The organism is Bacillus sp. FJAT-42376 (genome assembly GCF_003816055.1).
Classification (GTDB): Bacteria; Bacillota; Bacilli; order Bacillales; family Bacillaceae; genus Metabacillus_B.
In genome coordinates, this window is sequence record NZ_CP033906.1 from 1,402,749 (window position 1) to 1,418,107 (window position 15,359).

Annotated in this window: 15 protein-coding genes; 10 read left to right on the forward strand and 5 right to left on the reverse strand. The window is 44.9% G+C overall.

Annotated features, from left to right (window positions below; genetic code table 11):
* Positions 1-13: 13 nt before the first annotated feature.
* The 4 genes from CEF21_RS07170 to CEF21_RS07185 all read left to right on the forward strand — a co-directional run bounded on the left by CEF21_RS07170 (position 14) and on the right by CEF21_RS07185 (position 5,974).
* Entirely contained in the window at positions 14-400 is a 387-nt protein-coding gene (locus tag CEF21_RS07170) for a nuclear transport factor 2 family protein (RefSeq protein ID WP_123914567.1), read from the forward strand.
* Positions 401-956: 556 nt separating this feature from the next.
* Entirely contained in the window at positions 957-1,928 is a 972-nt protein-coding gene (locus tag CEF21_RS07175) for an aromatic ring-hydroxylating oxygenase subunit alpha (protein WP_123914569.1), read from the forward strand.
* Between the two features lie 175 nt (positions 1,929-2,103).
* Positions 2,104-3,309, forward strand: a complete 1,206-nt coding sequence (locus tag CEF21_RS07180) for an ROK family protein (RefSeq protein ID WP_123914571.1) — start codon at positions 2,104-2,106, stop codon at positions 3,307-3,309.
* Positions 3,310-3,328: 19 nt separating this feature from the next.
* On the forward strand, positions 3,329-5,974 hold the full coding sequence (locus tag CEF21_RS07185) for a CBM35 domain-containing protein (RefSeq protein WP_123914573.1): 2,646 nt from the start codon (positions 3,329-3,331) through the stop codon (positions 5,972-5,974).
* 36 nt (positions 5,975-6,010) lie between these two features.
* On the opposite strand, the gene CEF21_RS07190 is transcribed toward CEF21_RS07185, so the two are convergent.
* From CEF21_RS07190 to CEF21_RS07205, 4 genes are all read right to left on the reverse strand, one after another.
* Complete coding sequence (locus CEF21_RS07190; protein ID WP_123914575.1) at positions 6,011-6,562, reverse strand: glutathione peroxidase; 552 nt, start codon at positions 6,560-6,562, stop codon at positions 6,011-6,013.
* Between the two features lie 172 nt (positions 6,563-6,734).
* Positions 6,735-6,998 (reverse strand): hypothetical protein, encoded by a 264-nt coding sequence (locus CEF21_RS07195; protein ID WP_123914577.1) that lies wholly within the window; start codon positions 6,996-6,998, stop codon positions 6,735-6,737.
* Between the two features lie 128 nt (positions 6,999-7,126).
* Complete coding sequence (locus CEF21_RS07200; RefSeq protein ID WP_123914580.1) at positions 7,127-7,543, reverse strand: VOC family protein; 417 nt, start codon at positions 7,541-7,543, stop codon at positions 7,127-7,129.
* A 623-nt stretch (positions 7,544-8,166) separates the two neighbouring features.
* Positions 8,167-9,210 (reverse strand): hypothetical protein, encoded by a 1,044-nt coding sequence (locus tag CEF21_RS07205; protein WP_123914582.1) that lies wholly within the window; start codon positions 9,208-9,210, stop codon positions 8,167-8,169.
* A gap of 496 nt (positions 9,211-9,706) precedes the next feature.
* Here CEF21_RS07205 and CEF21_RS07210 point away from each other — a divergent pair, with 496 nt between their 5' ends.
* The 3 genes from CEF21_RS07210 (at position 9,707) to CEF21_RS07220 (ending at position 11,080) form a co-directional block, all read left to right on the forward strand.
* Positions 9,707-9,970, forward strand: a complete 264-nt coding sequence (locus tag CEF21_RS07210; protein WP_123914584.1) for a YueH family protein — start codon at positions 9,707-9,709, stop codon at positions 9,968-9,970.
* 194 nt (positions 9,971-10,164) lie between these two features.
* Positions 10,165-10,572 carry a nuclear transport factor 2 family protein gene (locus CEF21_RS07215; RefSeq protein WP_164462115.1) on the forward strand — a complete coding sequence of 136 codons (408 nt, stop codon included), beginning with the start codon at positions 10,165-10,167 and terminating at the stop codon, positions 10,570-10,572.
* Positions 10,520-11,080 carry a maltose acetyltransferase domain-containing protein gene (locus tag CEF21_RS07220; RefSeq protein WP_123914588.1) on the forward strand — a complete coding sequence of 187 codons (561 nt, stop codon included), beginning with the start codon at positions 10,520-10,522 and terminating at the stop codon, positions 11,078-11,080. The genes CEF21_RS07215 and CEF21_RS07220 overlap by 53 nt, the downstream gene beginning before the upstream one ends.
* A gap of 55 nt (positions 11,081-11,135) precedes the next feature.
* Here CEF21_RS07220 and CEF21_RS07225 read toward each other — a convergent pair whose 3' ends face one another.
* Complete coding sequence (locus CEF21_RS07225; protein WP_123914590.1) at positions 11,136-12,605, reverse strand: potassium/proton antiporter; 1,470 nt, start codon at positions 12,603-12,605, stop codon at positions 11,136-11,138.
* Between the two features lie 331 nt (positions 12,606-12,936).
* On the opposite strand from CEF21_RS07225, the gene CEF21_RS07230 reads away from it, so the two are divergent.
* From CEF21_RS07230 to CEF21_RS07240, 3 genes are all read left to right on the forward strand, one after another.
* Positions 12,937-13,503, forward strand: coding sequence for an RNA polymerase sigma factor (locus CEF21_RS07230; protein ID WP_123914592.1), 567 nt, complete (start codon positions 12,937-12,939; stop codon positions 13,501-13,503).
* Complete coding sequence (locus CEF21_RS07235) at positions 13,493-14,248, forward strand: anti-sigma factor (RefSeq protein WP_123920034.1); 756 nt, start codon at positions 13,493-13,495, stop codon at positions 14,246-14,248. Before CEF21_RS07230 ends, CEF21_RS07235 begins: the two co-directional genes overlap by 11 nt.
* A gap of 150 nt (positions 14,249-14,398) precedes the next feature.
* Entirely contained in the window at positions 14,399-15,325 is a 927-nt protein-coding gene (locus CEF21_RS07240) for a nucleoside hydrolase (protein WP_123914594.1), read from the forward strand.
* The last annotated feature ends 34 nt before the right edge of the window (positions 15,326-15,359 follow it).

Consider the following 15,359-nt stretch of genomic DNA (forward strand, 5'->3'; position numbering starts at 1 on the left):
AGGAGGATGAAACATGGAAAACTTAGATAAATATTTTGACTTATTTGATCAGTCCAGAACGAGTGAAAAGGCAATGGAAGAATTGAATGCTCTTTTTTCAGATGACATGGTTTTCGTTTTAAATGGGGACAAGAAGTCCGGTATTGAAAACTGGAAGCTGTTTATGAAGTTGGTGTTTACCGAAAACAGCGATATTAAACATATGTATGAAGGCTGGAAAAAAGCAGAGGGTGCTGATCATTACGAAACCCAATGGGCGGTATGCGGAAAGCATTCATCAGGGCGGGTGTTCACTCAAACGGGCAAGGACATAGCAAAAGTGAATGAGCACGGCAAGATTGTTTATTTAGAAAATGTGCCGGACAGCAAGGATATGTTTCATACCTATAAAACGCTATAAAGGGATGGGAAGAAAAGAAGAGAATAATAAGCACATGGACTCGGTGTCCATGTGTATTTTTACATAGGTGCCCTAATGATATGCCCCTTCCAGACCTATGTCAGTCATCAGCTATTGTGAGTCTCGATCAGCGGGCGACCGGAATGATGAACAGAGCCGGGCTTATCGGACAGGCCATTCAGGAAAAGCGCTGCCTGAACAGGGTGAGATAGCAGGCTTCCTTCTTTTCCATGTTCCTTTTTAAAATTGCAGTTTTATTTCATTGCTAGTCATCGCCCCATCTCTAAGGCGAAAAGGTAATGCCTCCCGTCTGCTGAAGCAATCTAAAACGTTTTCTCCCACAGTTAAGGTGTTCTCGTCAACCAACCAGTCCAATACGGCGATGCTAAAGGTTTTTGAGGCAGCAGGCTATAGACGGAGCGTGTTTTTAGAGAACCTGGATGAAGGGGATCCTGAATTTTTTATTTCAAATGGCGTCCGCCTATTGATATTTCTCATTCCCGCCCAATAGGCGTAAGATGATAGGAAAAGGAGAATGGCAAGGGAGGATGGAAAAATGGAGGAGAACATCAACCGCGTTTTCCCCTCGGCATGGTATGCGGTCGCTTATTCATCTGAGCTGACAAAAAAGCCGGTCAGAAAAAAGGTCATCGGCCGGGAAATGGTGCTCTACCGCGACCAGCAAGGCGAGGTGAAGGCGCTGCATGCGTTTTGCCCGCACAGAGGGGCCGATCTGTCACTTGGCTGTGTGAAAAACGGAGAGCTCATGTGTGCCTATCATGGCTGGAAGTTTGACGGAGACGGAACGTGTTCAGAAATTCCGTCCCAGCCGGATAAACCAATCCCGAAATTTGCCCATACGGCGGCATTTCCGGTGACGGAGGAAGCCGGCCTCATTTGGGTGTATCCCGATTATGAAGCAGAGGAAGTTCCTGATTTTCAAGTCATTCCGGACATCAAGGAGAGCAGGTACCGTCTCTCTCCTTACAAGGCTCATTGGGATGCCCATTTAACAAGGGCTGTCGAAAGTGTCCTGGACGTCGCTCATTTGTCCTTCGTTCATAAAAAAACAATCGGCCGGAACTCGAATACCGTCTTTCACGATCTTCCCTACACTCACGAAGGGGACAGCATTATGATTCAAAACGGAGGCGGTCTTCTTGAATACCGGTTTCCTCAGCAATGGATTTTAAGGCCCGCCCATGACACGAAACATGCCTTTATTAACTATGTGACGTTTACACCTGTAGATGAGGAAGAAACGATGATTTTCGGCTATGCCGGGAGAACATTCGCGAAAAAGGTGCCCTTTATGGATCGGGTTTTTTCAAAATACAGCCTGAAAATCCTCGACGAAGACAAATCCGTTGTGGAAAGCCAGCACCCGAGACCGATTCCCGAAGCACTCCGGATGGAGGCGCACGTTTACGCAGATGGCCCGCAAATCGCCTTCAGAAAAAGATGGTTTGAATTTCTGTCGCAGGAAGAAAAAAAGATCAGCCTGGATGAGGGTGTGAAGGTATATTAAAGTTCAGAGACTGCTTTCGGGCAGTCTTTTGCTATGGTGTTTTTTAGTGGGAAAGTCCCGTAAAAAGAATCAGTAAAGGTATAATGATTCATTATTGCGATTATTCAAAAAATATACTTGTTTCACTGAACGAAGTAAGTTACATTATAGAAAATGGAAGATAGAGGAAGAGATTATGAGGATTGGCAATAAAGAGTTAATAAAGGATATTAACCGGAATCTCGTATTGGAAACGGTTCGTCTTTACGAGCCGCTCAGCCGTACGGATGTGTCTAAAAGGGCTGATCTGGGCCTGTCCACCGTTACGTCGATCGTGGACCGGCTCATGGAAGCGGACCTTATTTACGAGAAAGGAGAAGCTGTTTCGACGGGAGGAAGGAAGGGGGTTTTACTCCGATTCAATCAGAACTACGGCTTTACAGCGGCTATTAAATTGGAAGAATCAAGGCTGATTCTGTCCATTACAAATCTTGCATCAGAGATTCTATTAAAAACGGAGCAATCGTTTGAACCCGGAGCATCAGTAAAAGAGGTCATGACACTGCTTATCCGGTCACTGGCATCGGCACTGGAGCAGCTGCGTTTATCTCAGGACCGGTTTCTTGGAATCAGCATCGTGTCATCCGGGCTGATCAGCGACAAGGAAGGCAAGATTATCCGTTCGACTCTTCTCGGCTGGGAAAATGCGGATGTCTGTACTCCTATTCAGGATCATTTTCATACTCCTATTTTTTTATCAAACAATGTAAACGCTTACACATTAGCGGAAAAAGAATTTGGATTCGGCTCCCGGTTTACGAGTTTCATATGCCTCTCGATTGGTGCCGGCATTGGAGCGTCGTTTTCCTTTGGACAAAACCTGTATACAGGGCATCACGGAGGAGCGGGAGAAGTGGGGCACACCATCCTCTATCCGAATGGATACCAGTGCCATTGCGGCCAGAGGGGCTGTCTTGAAATGTACGCCTCAGAACGTTTTTTTCAAATTGCGGGACCTGAAACAAAACGGGAGTATCCGGAAAGTCCGCTTCACAGCTTTACTTTCGATGAGGTATACCATCAAGCCGGCTTGGGAGACAGGCTGGCATTGGATTTGTTTAAAGAGCTCGGAGAGAATGCGGGATTCGGGCTGCTGAATCTAATCAACCTGTTAAATCCGGAAGCCATCATCTTAATTGGCGAAGGGGTGAAAGCAGAAAGATTTTTCCTGCCGTATGCACTGGAAAAAGCGAATGAAAATTTCTTTGGAAAAGCAGGTTTGTCTACGCCGGTTTTTGTTTCCCGGCTCGGGGATGACGCATGGCTGAAAGGAGCTTCTCTTTTTGCCATTAACCATTTATTTGCCCCGCCTATTTATAAAAAAAGTGAGCTTTTCAGCTGAATATAGGAGGAATGAGAACGTGGATAAAAGATGGAAGCGTTTCGCACTGGCATCAGCTGCTGCATTAAGTATCGGGGTTTTGAATACGCAGGATGCCGCAGCAAGAGAAAGCACCGCCACCCAAAAAGGATCGGGCCCGCTATACTGGATTTCGTATGAACATCAATTTACGAACAACAGCTTTCTGCCGGAGGACCGATGGAAGCAAAATATTGACTGGATGGCGAAGAATTTTCAGCCCTATGGATATGATATGGTTTCAACCGACGGGTGGATTGAGGGGTCAACGAAGCATACGGAGAACGGATACATCCTCTCTCATAACGACTCTTGGGAGCATAATTGGAAATACTGGGGGGACTACATCCACTCCAAAAATATGAAGCTCGGAATTTATTATAACCCTCTTTGGGTCACACCGGCAGCTGCAGAAAATGAACAGGCAACCGTTATTGGCCGGCCGGATATCAAAATTAAAGATATTGTGAATACCGATGACCGCTTTAACGGCGGACAGCCCAATTCACTTTACTGGGTGGATGTAACGAAGGATGGGGCTAAGGAATACATCCAGGGGTACGTCAACTACTTTAAAGAACAGGGAGCAGACTTTTTAAGAGTGGACTTTCTATCCTGGTACGAAACGGGAACCGATAAAAACGTCGGCAATGTTGGAATGGCTCATGGCCGTGAGAATTATGAAACGGCTTTGAAGTGGATGGAGGAAGCAGCAGGAAAAGACATGACGCTGAGTCTCGTTATGCCGCATTTGAAGGAACACGGGAAAGTGGAGCTGAAATATGGTGATATGGTCCGGATTGATGAAGATGTGTTTAATGGAGGATGGGATCATATAAGCGGAAGAAGGCAGGGCTGGACCGATACGTGGTCGCAATGGGCGAACGCGTTTCAGGGCTTTACCGGTTTTGCAGATATCTCCGGAAGGAATGCGATGATTCTGGATGGTGATTTCTTAAGGATGAATACATTTAAAGGAGACTATGCAAAAAATGAACGGAAAACGGCCGTCTCGTTATTTACAATGGCCGGATCTCCGATGGCGATTGCAGACCAGGCTGATACAATCGGAAGCAGCGCAAAATACTATCAGAACCCCGAGCTATTGGAATTTAATAAGCTTGGATTTGCGGGAAAACCGATTTTTAAAAGCAATGCCCACTATAAATACAACTCAAGGGACAGCGAGCGGTGGGTGGGACAGCTGCCGGATGGAAGCTGGGCTGTCGGTCTTTTCAATCGCTCGGATTATGCGAAAAGCCTAAGTATTGATTTTCAGGACGTGCTTGGATTCAAGGAGGAAGCTATGGTCCGGGATATATGGAAACACAAGGATCTTGGATACAAAAAAGGCTACAGCGTGAAGCTCCAGCCCCATGACGCTGCCGTCATAAAGGTGATTCCGAAAACGGCGGGAAAAACGTATGAGGCAGAGGTGGCGTCCTTCCAAAACGGTGCATCCTTTAACAACATCAGTCTGGATTTTAAAGGATTTGGCTTTATTGAAAATCTGGATAAACCGGGCGCAAGTATGACGATTCCCGTATCTGTTCCTGAGAGCGGGGAACAAATGGTTGCGGTTAACTACGCAAATGGGGCAGACAAGGCGGTTTCCAAAACACTGATTGTGAACGGAGAAAAGCAGAACATGCTATTCAAGCCTCTCGGCGATTGGGAAAAATGGGGCAAACAGTTCGTAAAGGTGAATCTAAAAGAAGGGGAAAACCTGATCACATTGGAAAACGGGGACAGAGATCAAGGAGAACTCCGGATCGATTCTATCTCACTGGGAGAGGACCCGGGAGCCCTTGTTAATGGAGGATTCGAGACAGGGGATCATACAGGATGGGAACTATGGAATCCAAACGGAGCCGCAGCAGGAGTGGACACGAGTGATGCCCATACTGGATTCAAGCATTATTTCTTTAAGTCAGAGCCTTACGAAGCCCGTATCCATCAAAAGCTTTCAGGACTGGAAAACGGAACGTACGATGTAAAAGCATGGGTGAAGCTCCAGCCTTTTGACCACCCTGATTTTTCAGGATACACAGCCCGCATGGAATTGAAAGGGCAAGGGGTTAAGGAAACAAATCTTGATTTGAAACCGGAACAGCCTGAATTTGCCTGGAAGGAGATATCTCAAAAAGCAGAGGTAACAAGCGGTGAACTGGATATCGGTTTTTATATGAACGTTCCCAAAAATACGTCCTTCCAGCTCGATGACGTGACGGTAACGAAAGACGCGCCGGAAGCCGATCAGCCATCCATCCTTCAAAACGGAGACTTTCATCTCGGAATGAAAAACTGGTCCTTCACAAATCTCCCGGCTGCCCAATGGGTGAATCATAAAAAAGCAGCATTCATCCGCCAATCCGGCCCATCCGAAATGTGGCAGTATGCCGCAGTTGAACCGGGAACCTATACCGTGCAGGCAAAGGTTAGAAATCACGGGCGCCAGGCAGAAATTTTTGTAAAGGGACAGGGCCGGAAATCCGCAAGAGCCATCCCTTCAAACGGAGAATGGGGAACGGTTGAAATCCAGCAGATTACCGTAGCTGAACCTGAGGTCCTGAAGCTTGGAATCACTGCAGGAAAAGGCGGCAAGACACTCGATACGGATTCTGTTAAATTGATTAGAACAAAGTGAAAAAAAACATCCGCTCACCATAGAGCGGATGTTTCTTTATATATTCAGCAATCTCTCAATATCCTGTTCCATATCCAATGGATCGGTTGTTGCTTCAAACCGTTTGACCGGCTGGCCATTTTGATCAATCAGAAACTTAGTGAAATTCCACTTGACGGAGTCGCCGAATAAGTATTCCGGATGCCGTTCATTTATGAGAGGAATTAACACTTTCGCTACAGGGTGAAAATGGTTAAAGCCTTCAAAAGGCAAGTTGGATACTAAATAATCGAACAGCGGGTGTGCTCCTTCATCACGGACTTTTACCTTTTGAAACATTGGAAAGGATACACCATAGCGAAGGGTACAGAAGGTTTGAATCCGGTCATTATCATCCGGTTCCTGATCAGCAAACTGATTGGATGGAAACCCTAAAATGACAAAGTCCTTTGATTTGTAGCGGTCATAAAGGCGCTGAAGATCCTCGTACTGAAAGGTGAATCCGCATTGGCTGGCTGTATTGACAATCAGGACGACTTTTCCTTTGTAGTCTTCAAGTGAAATTTCGGTTCCGTTCATTGCTTTGGCTGAGAATGGATAAATGCTCATAGTATGCCCCCTTATGTCAATCTTCTTAGTTTATATCGGTTCGAAAGTCCCGTTATTAATAAGAGTAATGGAGTCAAAGACTATAAGCTTATAAAGTATGTGAAAGCAGTCGGGCAACTAGAGGCTGAATAGGGAGAAGTTATTAAGTGATAGACCCTTAGCAAATAAGGCACTAACGACCCAGCGATTTATTTGCTGAGACTTTATTTATGATTTTTATGATCAAGAAATAGGCGAAATAGACGACGCAATAATTGAAAATTAGTCCAAGCATTTCAAAACTAAAATAACCATCCCCATATAAACCGATCACTTGAGCAGGAAAGCCAAAATGTTTTTCAGCATGATCACTTCCTATTCCATTAGGGATGCAGGCAAGCACAGCAGTTGTAAGCATGCTTAAAAGATGTAAAATCTTAAATCTAGACCATTTCATAAAATTAACCTGCTTTTCGTAAAGTATTTGCGGTGATTGAAAGGCTGCAAAAAATAGCCTGCTCTTGAAAGGAGGCTATTTTGGGGGAAAGATGGAATTGTATTTTACCCTATTTTCCAAACAAACAGCTATTGCCCGGGCACAGCCGTTTCATCCATATAAAATACTTCCCACAGATGATCGTTCACGTCCTGGAAACTCCATCCATACATAAACCCGTGATCGATCGGGTCATTTGAAGACTTACCGCCTGCATCGAGAGCTTTGTTTACGATTTCATCAACATGCTCTCTGCTTTCCGCAGCAAGAGCGACAATCACTTCTGTGCTTTTTGCTGAATCCGAGATGTCTTTTTTCGTAAAGGTCTTAAAATAATCTTCTACAAGAAGCATCACATAGGAGTACTCATTAATAATCATGCAAGTGGCGTTTTTGTCTGTGAAATGAGGATTAAATTCGAATCCAAGCTTCGTAAAAAATTCAACGGTTTGATCCAGATCCTTTACAGGCAGATTAATAAATACCTTGCTGATGTTAGCACTCATCCTAATCCCTCCAAAATGAATTGTTAATGCCGGATAAAGTCCTTTTACATATTCGTCTAAAAGGCAAGTTATCCTTCTTCAAGGATGGAAGGAATCACGATCTATTTTCTGCTATCCATGAGGTCACGTCTGTATAGATCGGACTTTTAAGGAAAATCGCTGGTCGAGAGCGGGAAATCAGACACTTAGTCGAGGATATCAGACATTCAGCCTAATCATTCCGCTTCAAACCATTCTGTCACGCTGTCGGGCGTGCATGTAGTGCGCAGCTGCGGTGCCTAACCCCTATGCTATAATAAAAAACAATAGAATAGGGGACTCAAGGGTGGACGGTACACTCCCGGTGAAAGGGGGTGATGCCTATAACGGTTTTTCAGGCGCTGATGTTTGCGGTTTCGTTTGCGAATCTTGTGATTGCCATTTTGGCGTTTAACCATAAAAAATAATCCACCCTTGAGTTGACGGCTCGGCGGGTGGATTATCTTCGTTTTGACCGATCCCCCTTGCAGGGAACCTTTCTATTAATGGGCCGTCTGGTGTGCAATCACCAGGCGGTCTTATTTAGGATATTCTTTATTTATTCCAGTATACAGGTAATTCGTTTAGCATGCGAATGGATGGCTTTATTTTGTAACCCTTGTAAAATCTTCCGTTGAGTTTACATTGATGAAGGTTACGCTGTTTTTATCCTGGATTGCGTAGTCATTGACATATGTTCCGGTTTTCACATCTTTGCTGTTTTCCAGGTAGACAAAGTCTTTTCCCGTTCCGCTAAGTACATAGAGGGAATCGATTTTCAGTTCTTTGTTGAATGCATCAGTTGACTGATACAGGTCACCAGGGTATTCAGCGATCAATTCTTTTGAGAACGATGCGCTTTTATCCGATTTAGCCGTGTAAAACAATCCGGATACGTTCATGCCGTTTTTAAAATCGATGGCGATTTTTTCGCCGCCGTATACGGTTTCGCTGAAGTCGTATTCCCAGGCTTGGTTTCCGAATGCTACATAAGGTTTTCCAAAAAGAAGCTCGATTTTGTGGCTAGGATCTCCGATTTTGATGCCGCCAAGTGTTGCCTGTTTGGAGCTTGCATCGTTTTCCAGAAGCAGGACGACTTTTTCATTTTTTGTGTAAAATGGATTCACTGCTGCAGCTTCAAAATAGTTCTCAAGCCAGCTTAATTCTTTTGTCACAGAAGCCGGTACATCTGCGTATCCGCCATCCTCTTTGATTTCAGCTGCTCTGTTTTTCAGGCGGTCCAGTTTTTGCAGGTCCAGAACTGCCTGATCTTCGGCGTTGAAGATGGTTGATTTTGAAACAGCGCCAAGCAATCTCGCTTCAGACACTTCGTAAATGACTCTTTCTTTCGCTTTTTTGGCAGGCGTTACATACTTCTCGTTAAGACTTTTGCGAACCGCGGCACCAGGTACTTTCCCGATTGTGGATTCTGTGTAGGAGAGCCGTTTTGTAAACGCATCATAATTTTCATCAATGGCATAAATGTCTCCTTTGTTCGTTGTCTGAACAAACGAGGCTGTTGCCTTTTTTAATTGCTCGCCAGCCACGGTCGCTGTTGAGAGTGGAGAAGAAGCGGCATCCGCCGAGAATGAGACGGAAGCTGATAGAGCGATAGCCGAAATAAGACCAAACTTCATTTTGTTTTTCATTTTTTCCTCCCGGAATTATGTATTTTTGTAATGTAAATGTAATATATTTAACTAAAATGTAATTTATCATGAATGGCGAAAAAGATAAAGGGGTTATTGTAAAATTATAGAAAGATAGGAAAATAGAATGATAGGTGGAGAATTTTTAGCCATTGGGAGTGGGGGAAAGGACTTTTTACCCGATTTTTCTGTCTCTAAAAACGGGCTTTCCCATTTTCCTGCCGGAGTTCTCGAAGGCTCCTTCAGTGGTAGAAAGATTTCTATCTATTAGACGACAACCATGATCAGAAAGTTTCAAAAAATGCAGCAGCTGAAAGATACGAACTAAAATGAACCATTTTAAGAGCAGCCGGCGCGAATGAGGACAGCCCTGGCAGTGATTATTTTTTTCTGAAAACAGGTTTACCATTTCCGTATATGGGTTATGCTGGGTTCCGATGTATGTTATAATAGAAACGAACGTTCGGAAAACCTCGAACAGATAGGAATGATGGAAATGAAAACCGCATTCGAAGAAATGAACCTATCGGGAAATCGGGTAGCAGAAGTATTTTTGCACAAAACCGCCAACGGAAAATTCATTGCCGCTGTACCAGACATTCATTGGTCCGCAAAGTTTAACCAAATAGATGAACTTCATGAGCAATTCGTACACCTTCAGTCGTCGTTAAACTTTCACATGTTTGAAGGGAATACCGATGAATTGGCAAACGCCATTATCGGCATGGTAAAAAAAATTGATCAGCAGGATGCTGTTTAGACCGGGAAGTGATTCCCGGTCTTTTTTTGACTGGACAGGAATACATGGTCTGTCTTTTCGATTTTCTAAGAGGTCAGAGCTTCAGAAGCCTTCCCGCTCATTTAAGCCGGTCTGTTTTAAAAAGGATAACGAAATTTCTTGTCCTCCCCTGGTGAAAGAGTTTGATACAATGAATGAAAAAGGAGGAAGCCCTTGTGGAGCATGACAGCGTGGAAAATCATTTGAAAGCATTGGAAGAACGCTTGCTGCAGCCGGAGATCCGTAAGTCCAAAGAGGAGCTTGACCTTCTTCTAGCGGATGATTTTATGGAGATTACAAGCTCCGGGCTGATCAAAGATAAAACGGACTGTCTTAATGGTCTTGCTGTTCCGGTGATGAAGCTTTCGGAGTTTTCAATCCGTCTTTTAGGAGAGCATCTCGTTCAGACCATGTATACCATGACGGATGTGACACAATCACGTACATCCTTGCGCAGCTCGATTTGGAGACGCTCCAGTCAGGGCTGGCAGATGACGTTTCACCAGGGTACTTTACTTAAGGAGGATGGAAATGAGAACAGAAAAAGAGAAAATGCTGGCGGGAGAAATGTACATACCGAGTGATCCTCAGCTCCTTGAAGAGCGAATCCATGCCAGAAGGCTGACGAGATTGCTTAACGGAACAACGGAAACAGAAGGGGAAGAGAGGGTTCGTGTCATTAAAGAGCTGTTTGGTTCAACAGGAAAGGAAATCTGGATTGAACCTTCCTTCCGCTGCGATTACGGATCCAATATCCATACAGGAGAAGCATTTTTCGCTAATTTTGATTGCGTCTTTCTGGATGTGTGTGAGATTCGGTTTGGAGACAACTGCATGCTTGGGCCGGGAGTCCATATTTACACGGCGACCCATCCGCTTCATCCGCATGAGCGAAATAGCGGAAAGGAGTATGGAAAACCGGTTACAATCGGCCATAATGTCTGGATTGGCGGGGCAGCCGTTATTAATCCCGGTGTTACAATTGGGGACAATGCGGTGATTGCCGGAGGAGCCGTTGTTGTGAAGGATGTCCCTGCCAATACCGTGGTGGGCGGAAATCCGGCGAAAGTGTTAAAGGAAATTGACATATAAAAAAATAGATGAAAAACCCCAGGAACGCCGGATTCCTGGGGTTTTGATTGTAGATTTACTCTTTTTCCAATGCAAAATCTGTGTCTTTTTCCTCGAACAGCTGCTGAATCGTGTCCCGGTTTTTTTTCGAAACGAGAATGTAAAGCGTATCTTTCCCTTGAAGAATGGTATCCCCGCGTGGAGTAATCAGCTTTTCCCCCCTGATTACGCCCGTAATCAGCGTGTCGGTCGGAAGATCAATGTTCTTCAGTTCAATGCCGGCATACGGAGTTTCCGCAGGGATTTCAAGCTCAATCAATTCGTTGCTTGTTTTGCCGATAGAAACAAGCTCCAATGTGTGGCTCTTCACTTTCGTTTCGCCTTCTTCCAGCTTCAGCTTTTTGGCGAGCGGCGAAATGGTGGCGCCCTGAAGCAGAGCCGAGAGCAGGACAACGAAGAAAACCACATTGAAAATCAAATTGTCATTTTCCAAATTGGCCATCAGCGGGTAGGTGGCCAATACGATTGGCACAGCTCCCCTTAATCCGGCCCAGGAAATAAAGATTTTTTCCCTGAAGGAAAACTTGCTGAACATCATACTGATGAAAACGCCAAGCGGCCGAGCGACAAGCATAAGCAGGAAGGCTAGAAGCAGCCCCTGCCAGGTAATGGCGATGAGCTGTTTCGGGAAAGCAAGCAGCCCCAGCAGGATAAACATTAAAATCTGCATCATCCATGCAAAGCCCTCATTGAAACGGATGATGGTGTGCCGGTAAGTAAGCGGCGAGTTTCCAATCACGACGGCTGTGACAAAGACGGCCAGAAGTCCGCTTGCATGAAGGCTCGTGGTGATTCCGTAAGATAGGATAGCTAACCCTAATGTAAGAACGGGATAAAGACCGGACGAATCAAAATCAATCTTATTGATCAGCCAAACCGATCCTTTCCCGACAAGGAAGCCCATGACAAGTCCAAAGCCCATTTCCCAGAAAAAGGTCAGAATCAGAATAAGAAAGCTTGTGTCCGGATGCTGAATAATCTCAATCAGTGTAACGGTCAGGAAAACCGCCATTGGGTCATTGGAACCTGATTCTGCTTCAAGGGTCGTGGTCAGCTTTTTGCGGATATTCTTGCTCCCGAGCACAGAGAACACAGCCGCAGCGTCGGTTGAACCGACGATCGCTCCAAACAGAAGGCCTTCAAGCCAGCTTAAATCCAGGATGAATTTCGCAAAAAGCCCGGCAACAGCCGTGGTCACGAGCACCCCGACTGTGGCAAGGGAAGCGGCGGGGCGAAGAACGCTGCGCAGATCCTTCCAGCGGGTTTGGACGCCCCCTTCAAATATAATGATAATTAATGCTAAGATACCAAATAGCTGTGTAATTTTTGCGTTATCAAAATACACATAACTGCCGAGGCCCATACCGACTGCGACGAAAAAAACAAGTGCGGGCAGTCCGAGGCGATTGGAGAACTTGGCAGTCAACACGCCGATGATCAGCAATAATGCCAATACAAAGATGATACTGTCTATGGAAAAATTCAAAAGGATCGAACACCTTTCTCTCTTTAGTCTAAGCTGCTTTCATTCCCCTTTCAGAAAAGAAAATGGCTTTACGCTTATACAGGATAGTAAGTAATGATTTCCAGAGGATATGAGGAAGAGAAAAACTTTTGAAGAAATATGTAAGTATAATTATACACAAACTCGGATTAGAACTCCCTGTATCTGCTCAAAATGGAAAACATCAAAAAAAATTCTGTGAAAAATGATCTGCTTATAAAGTATTTACGTTACCTATATAGACCATTCCATTTCCACTTTAGGTATAAACTATGATATTTTTTTATTAGCCCCTAAATTAAAGGAGATAACTATGGTCGAAAACAATGACGCAGAACTCTACGAACGGCTTGCTGTGAAAGATAAGCAGGCTTTTGAAACGCTGTATGACCGATACGAGAAATTGCTTTTTTCTTTTGCTTATAAAATAACAAAAGACCGCGGTTTAGCAGAAGAAGTCATGCAGGACGTATTCGTCAAGCTCTGGAATGGAACGCACGCCTTCGACACCTCAAAAGGAAAGTTCTCCTCTTGGCTGCTTACAATTACACGGAACAAGGCGATCGATATGATAAGAAAAAATGCGAAGCATGAGCATTATGAATTAATAGAGAAAGATTCTTTAATCAGCGAAGAAAAACCGGTGGATCAGGCAGTGGAATGGAAAGAAGACAGGGAAGTGATCCGCCGGGCGGTATCGCAGCTGAACGGGGATCAGCAGAAAGTAATTGATCTATTTTATTTTAAAGGGTTCAGCCAGCAGAAAATTTCCGACAAATGCGGGGTGCCTCTTGGGACAGTGAAAGGGAGAATTAGACTTGCGCTGAAGCATCTGAGAGAAACATTGGAGAAAGGAGGGAGGTCTGATTATGAAGTCTGAGCAATGCAATCATTTAATCGATTATTTTAACGGGATGATGTCAAAAGAGGAAGAAGCTGTATTTGAACGGCACTTGGAAGAATGCGGGGAGTGCAGGGAAGAACTTGCGGAACTTCGTTTGCTGACCGAGGACCTTCCTTATCTTTCAGATCCTGTTGAGCCATCACCAGATCTTAAGAGCCGGATTTTAGAAGCGGCATATGAAGAGAACGGATTGAATCAAGAAGAAGTTCCTGAGCTGGAAGCTTACCGCAAGAACAAACCCCTGAATGAGCCAGAGGTCAAAAAATCAAAACGCAGCCAGGCTCTTTTAATAGGAGGTTTGGCAGCCGGATTGGTTGTATCCCTCGCAGGCAATGTCATTCAGCTGTCCGATCAGAAAGAAGAAGAGCAGCTTGTGCAGAGTGAAGCGATTGAGAAAAAAGTCGCGCTTGCCTCAACGGAAGGAAATCAGTCGCTTAGTGCAAAGGCATCCTTTGTAAAAGAAAAAGATGAGCAGCTTATGGTTCTTCAGGCAGACGGACTTCCGGAAATTAAAGACGGAGAATTGTATCAGGTATGGCTGATTAAAGGGGAAAAACCTGTTCCAGCCGGTTATTTTACTCCCGACAAAAAAGGAAACGGAGCTCTTGTTTATAAGGTATCAGACGAAGAACTTGACTGGGATACAGTGGCCATTACAGTAGAAAATGAGCCGAATTTATCGGCTCCGCAGGGAAAAGTGGTATTAGCCGGAACCATATAGAACCGGAAAACAGAAGGTAAACAGACCTTCTGTTTTTCTGTTTACCCTCACAAGAGCTGCTGCAAACTCCGGAAAGCACATCCGAAATCCCTGTGTGCGGCCGTTCTATTTTTCAGCCCCGCCTCATACGTAATGCATAGAGGTGATGGAATGAAGGTGCTGCTGTTCTGCGATCCCGGAATTGATGATTCTCTTGCCATTATCTATGCCCTTCAGCATCCCGGCATTGATCTGCTCGGGATTGTAACAAGCTATGGAAATGTATCAAAAGAGCAAGCGACCGTAAACGCGGCTTATTTGGCGGGCCTTGCCGGACGGTCTGATCTTCCTATCATTTCAGGGGCGGAATTCCCGCTCTCCGGTGAAAACACTCAATATTACCCTGAAATTCATGGTCCGGACGGTCTCGGGCCCATCCGGCCCCCGAAACAGGTCCAGGGAAATTATAAGGGATTCGCCCACCTTTTCAGCATCGTGAAGAATCATTTGAATGATTTGGCGATCATCGATGTCGGGAGAAGCACCTCTTTATCCGCAGCATTTAATCTGAATCGGGATCTTATGATGAGGGTGAACAAGATTTATCTGATGGGCGGGGCCTTTCATGTGCCGGGAAATGTTACTCCGCTTGCGGAAGCAAATTTTCACGGAGATCCCATCGCAGTGAATGTCGTACTCAAATATGCGAAAGAAGTCTTTATCGCTCCTCTCAATATTACGAACCATGCCCTTGTCACACGGGAAATAGCGAACTATATTTACACAGCTTCCCGGTCTGTTTTTAAAGAACTGATTCCTCCGGTTACCGATTTTTATGCGGCCTATTACCGCAAAATGAATCCGGGGATGAAGGGGGCCCCGGTCCATGATGTGCTTCCATTCTATTACATGATGAATGAGGGACTCCTTTTTGCGAAGGAGCGGAAGGTTTCCGTTCTGACTTGTGAGGATGGACGGGGAACGAGTGTGGCGGATTTAAGGAACTCGAGCAGAAACGACGGAAGCAAAAGGCACATCGCTCTTCAGTTCAATTACCGCCATTTTATCGCGGATTTTATCAAGATTATGACCGGATGATCGGTTATACTAGTAACAAAAATGGAAAAACACG

Excerpts from the sequence above, each read along its gene's own strand:
- CEF21_RS07180 (WP_123914571.1), top strand. The coding sequence starts at position 2,104 with ATGAGGATTGGCAATAAAGAGTTAATAAAGGATATTAACCGGAATCTC.
- CEF21_RS07170 (WP_123914567.1), top strand. The coding sequence starts at position 14 with ATGGAAAACTTAGATAAATATTTTGACTTATTTGATCAGTCCAGAACG.
- CEF21_RS07190 (WP_123914575.1), bottom strand. The coding sequence starts at position 6,562 with ATGAGCATTTATCCATTCTCAGCCAAAGCAATGAACGGAACCGAAATT.
- CEF21_RS07235 (WP_123920034.1), top strand. The coding sequence starts at position 13,493 with ATGAAGTCTGAGCAATGCAATCATTTAATCGATTATTTTAACGGGATG.
- CEF21_RS07230 (WP_123914592.1), top strand. The coding sequence starts at position 12,937 with ATGGTCGAAAACAATGACGCAGAACTCTACGAACGGCTTGCTGTGAAA.
- CEF21_RS07220 (WP_123914588.1), top strand. The coding sequence starts at position 10,520 with ATGAGAACAGAAAAAGAGAAAATGCTGGCGGGAGAAATGTACATACCG.
- CEF21_RS07210 (WP_123914584.1), top strand. The coding sequence starts at position 9,707 with ATGAAAACCGCATTCGAAGAAATGAACCTATCGGGAAATCGGGTAGCA.
- CEF21_RS07240 (WP_123914594.1), top strand. The coding sequence starts at position 14,399 with ATGAAGGTGCTGCTGTTCTGCGATCCCGGAATTGATGATTCTCTTGCC.
- CEF21_RS07175 (WP_123914569.1), top strand. The coding sequence starts at position 957 with ATGGAGGAGAACATCAACCGCGTTTTCCCCTCGGCATGGTATGCGGTC.
- CEF21_RS07195 (WP_123914577.1), bottom strand. The coding sequence starts at position 6,998 with ATGAAATGGTCTAGATTTAAGATTTTACATCTTTTAAGCATGCTTACA.
- CEF21_RS07205 (WP_123914582.1), bottom strand. The coding sequence starts at position 9,210 with ATGAAAAACAAAATGAAGTTTGGTCTTATTTCGGCTATCGCTCTATCA.
- CEF21_RS07200 (WP_123914580.1), bottom strand. The coding sequence starts at position 7,543 with ATGAGTGCTAACATCAGCAAGGTATTTATTAATCTGCCTGTAAAGGAT.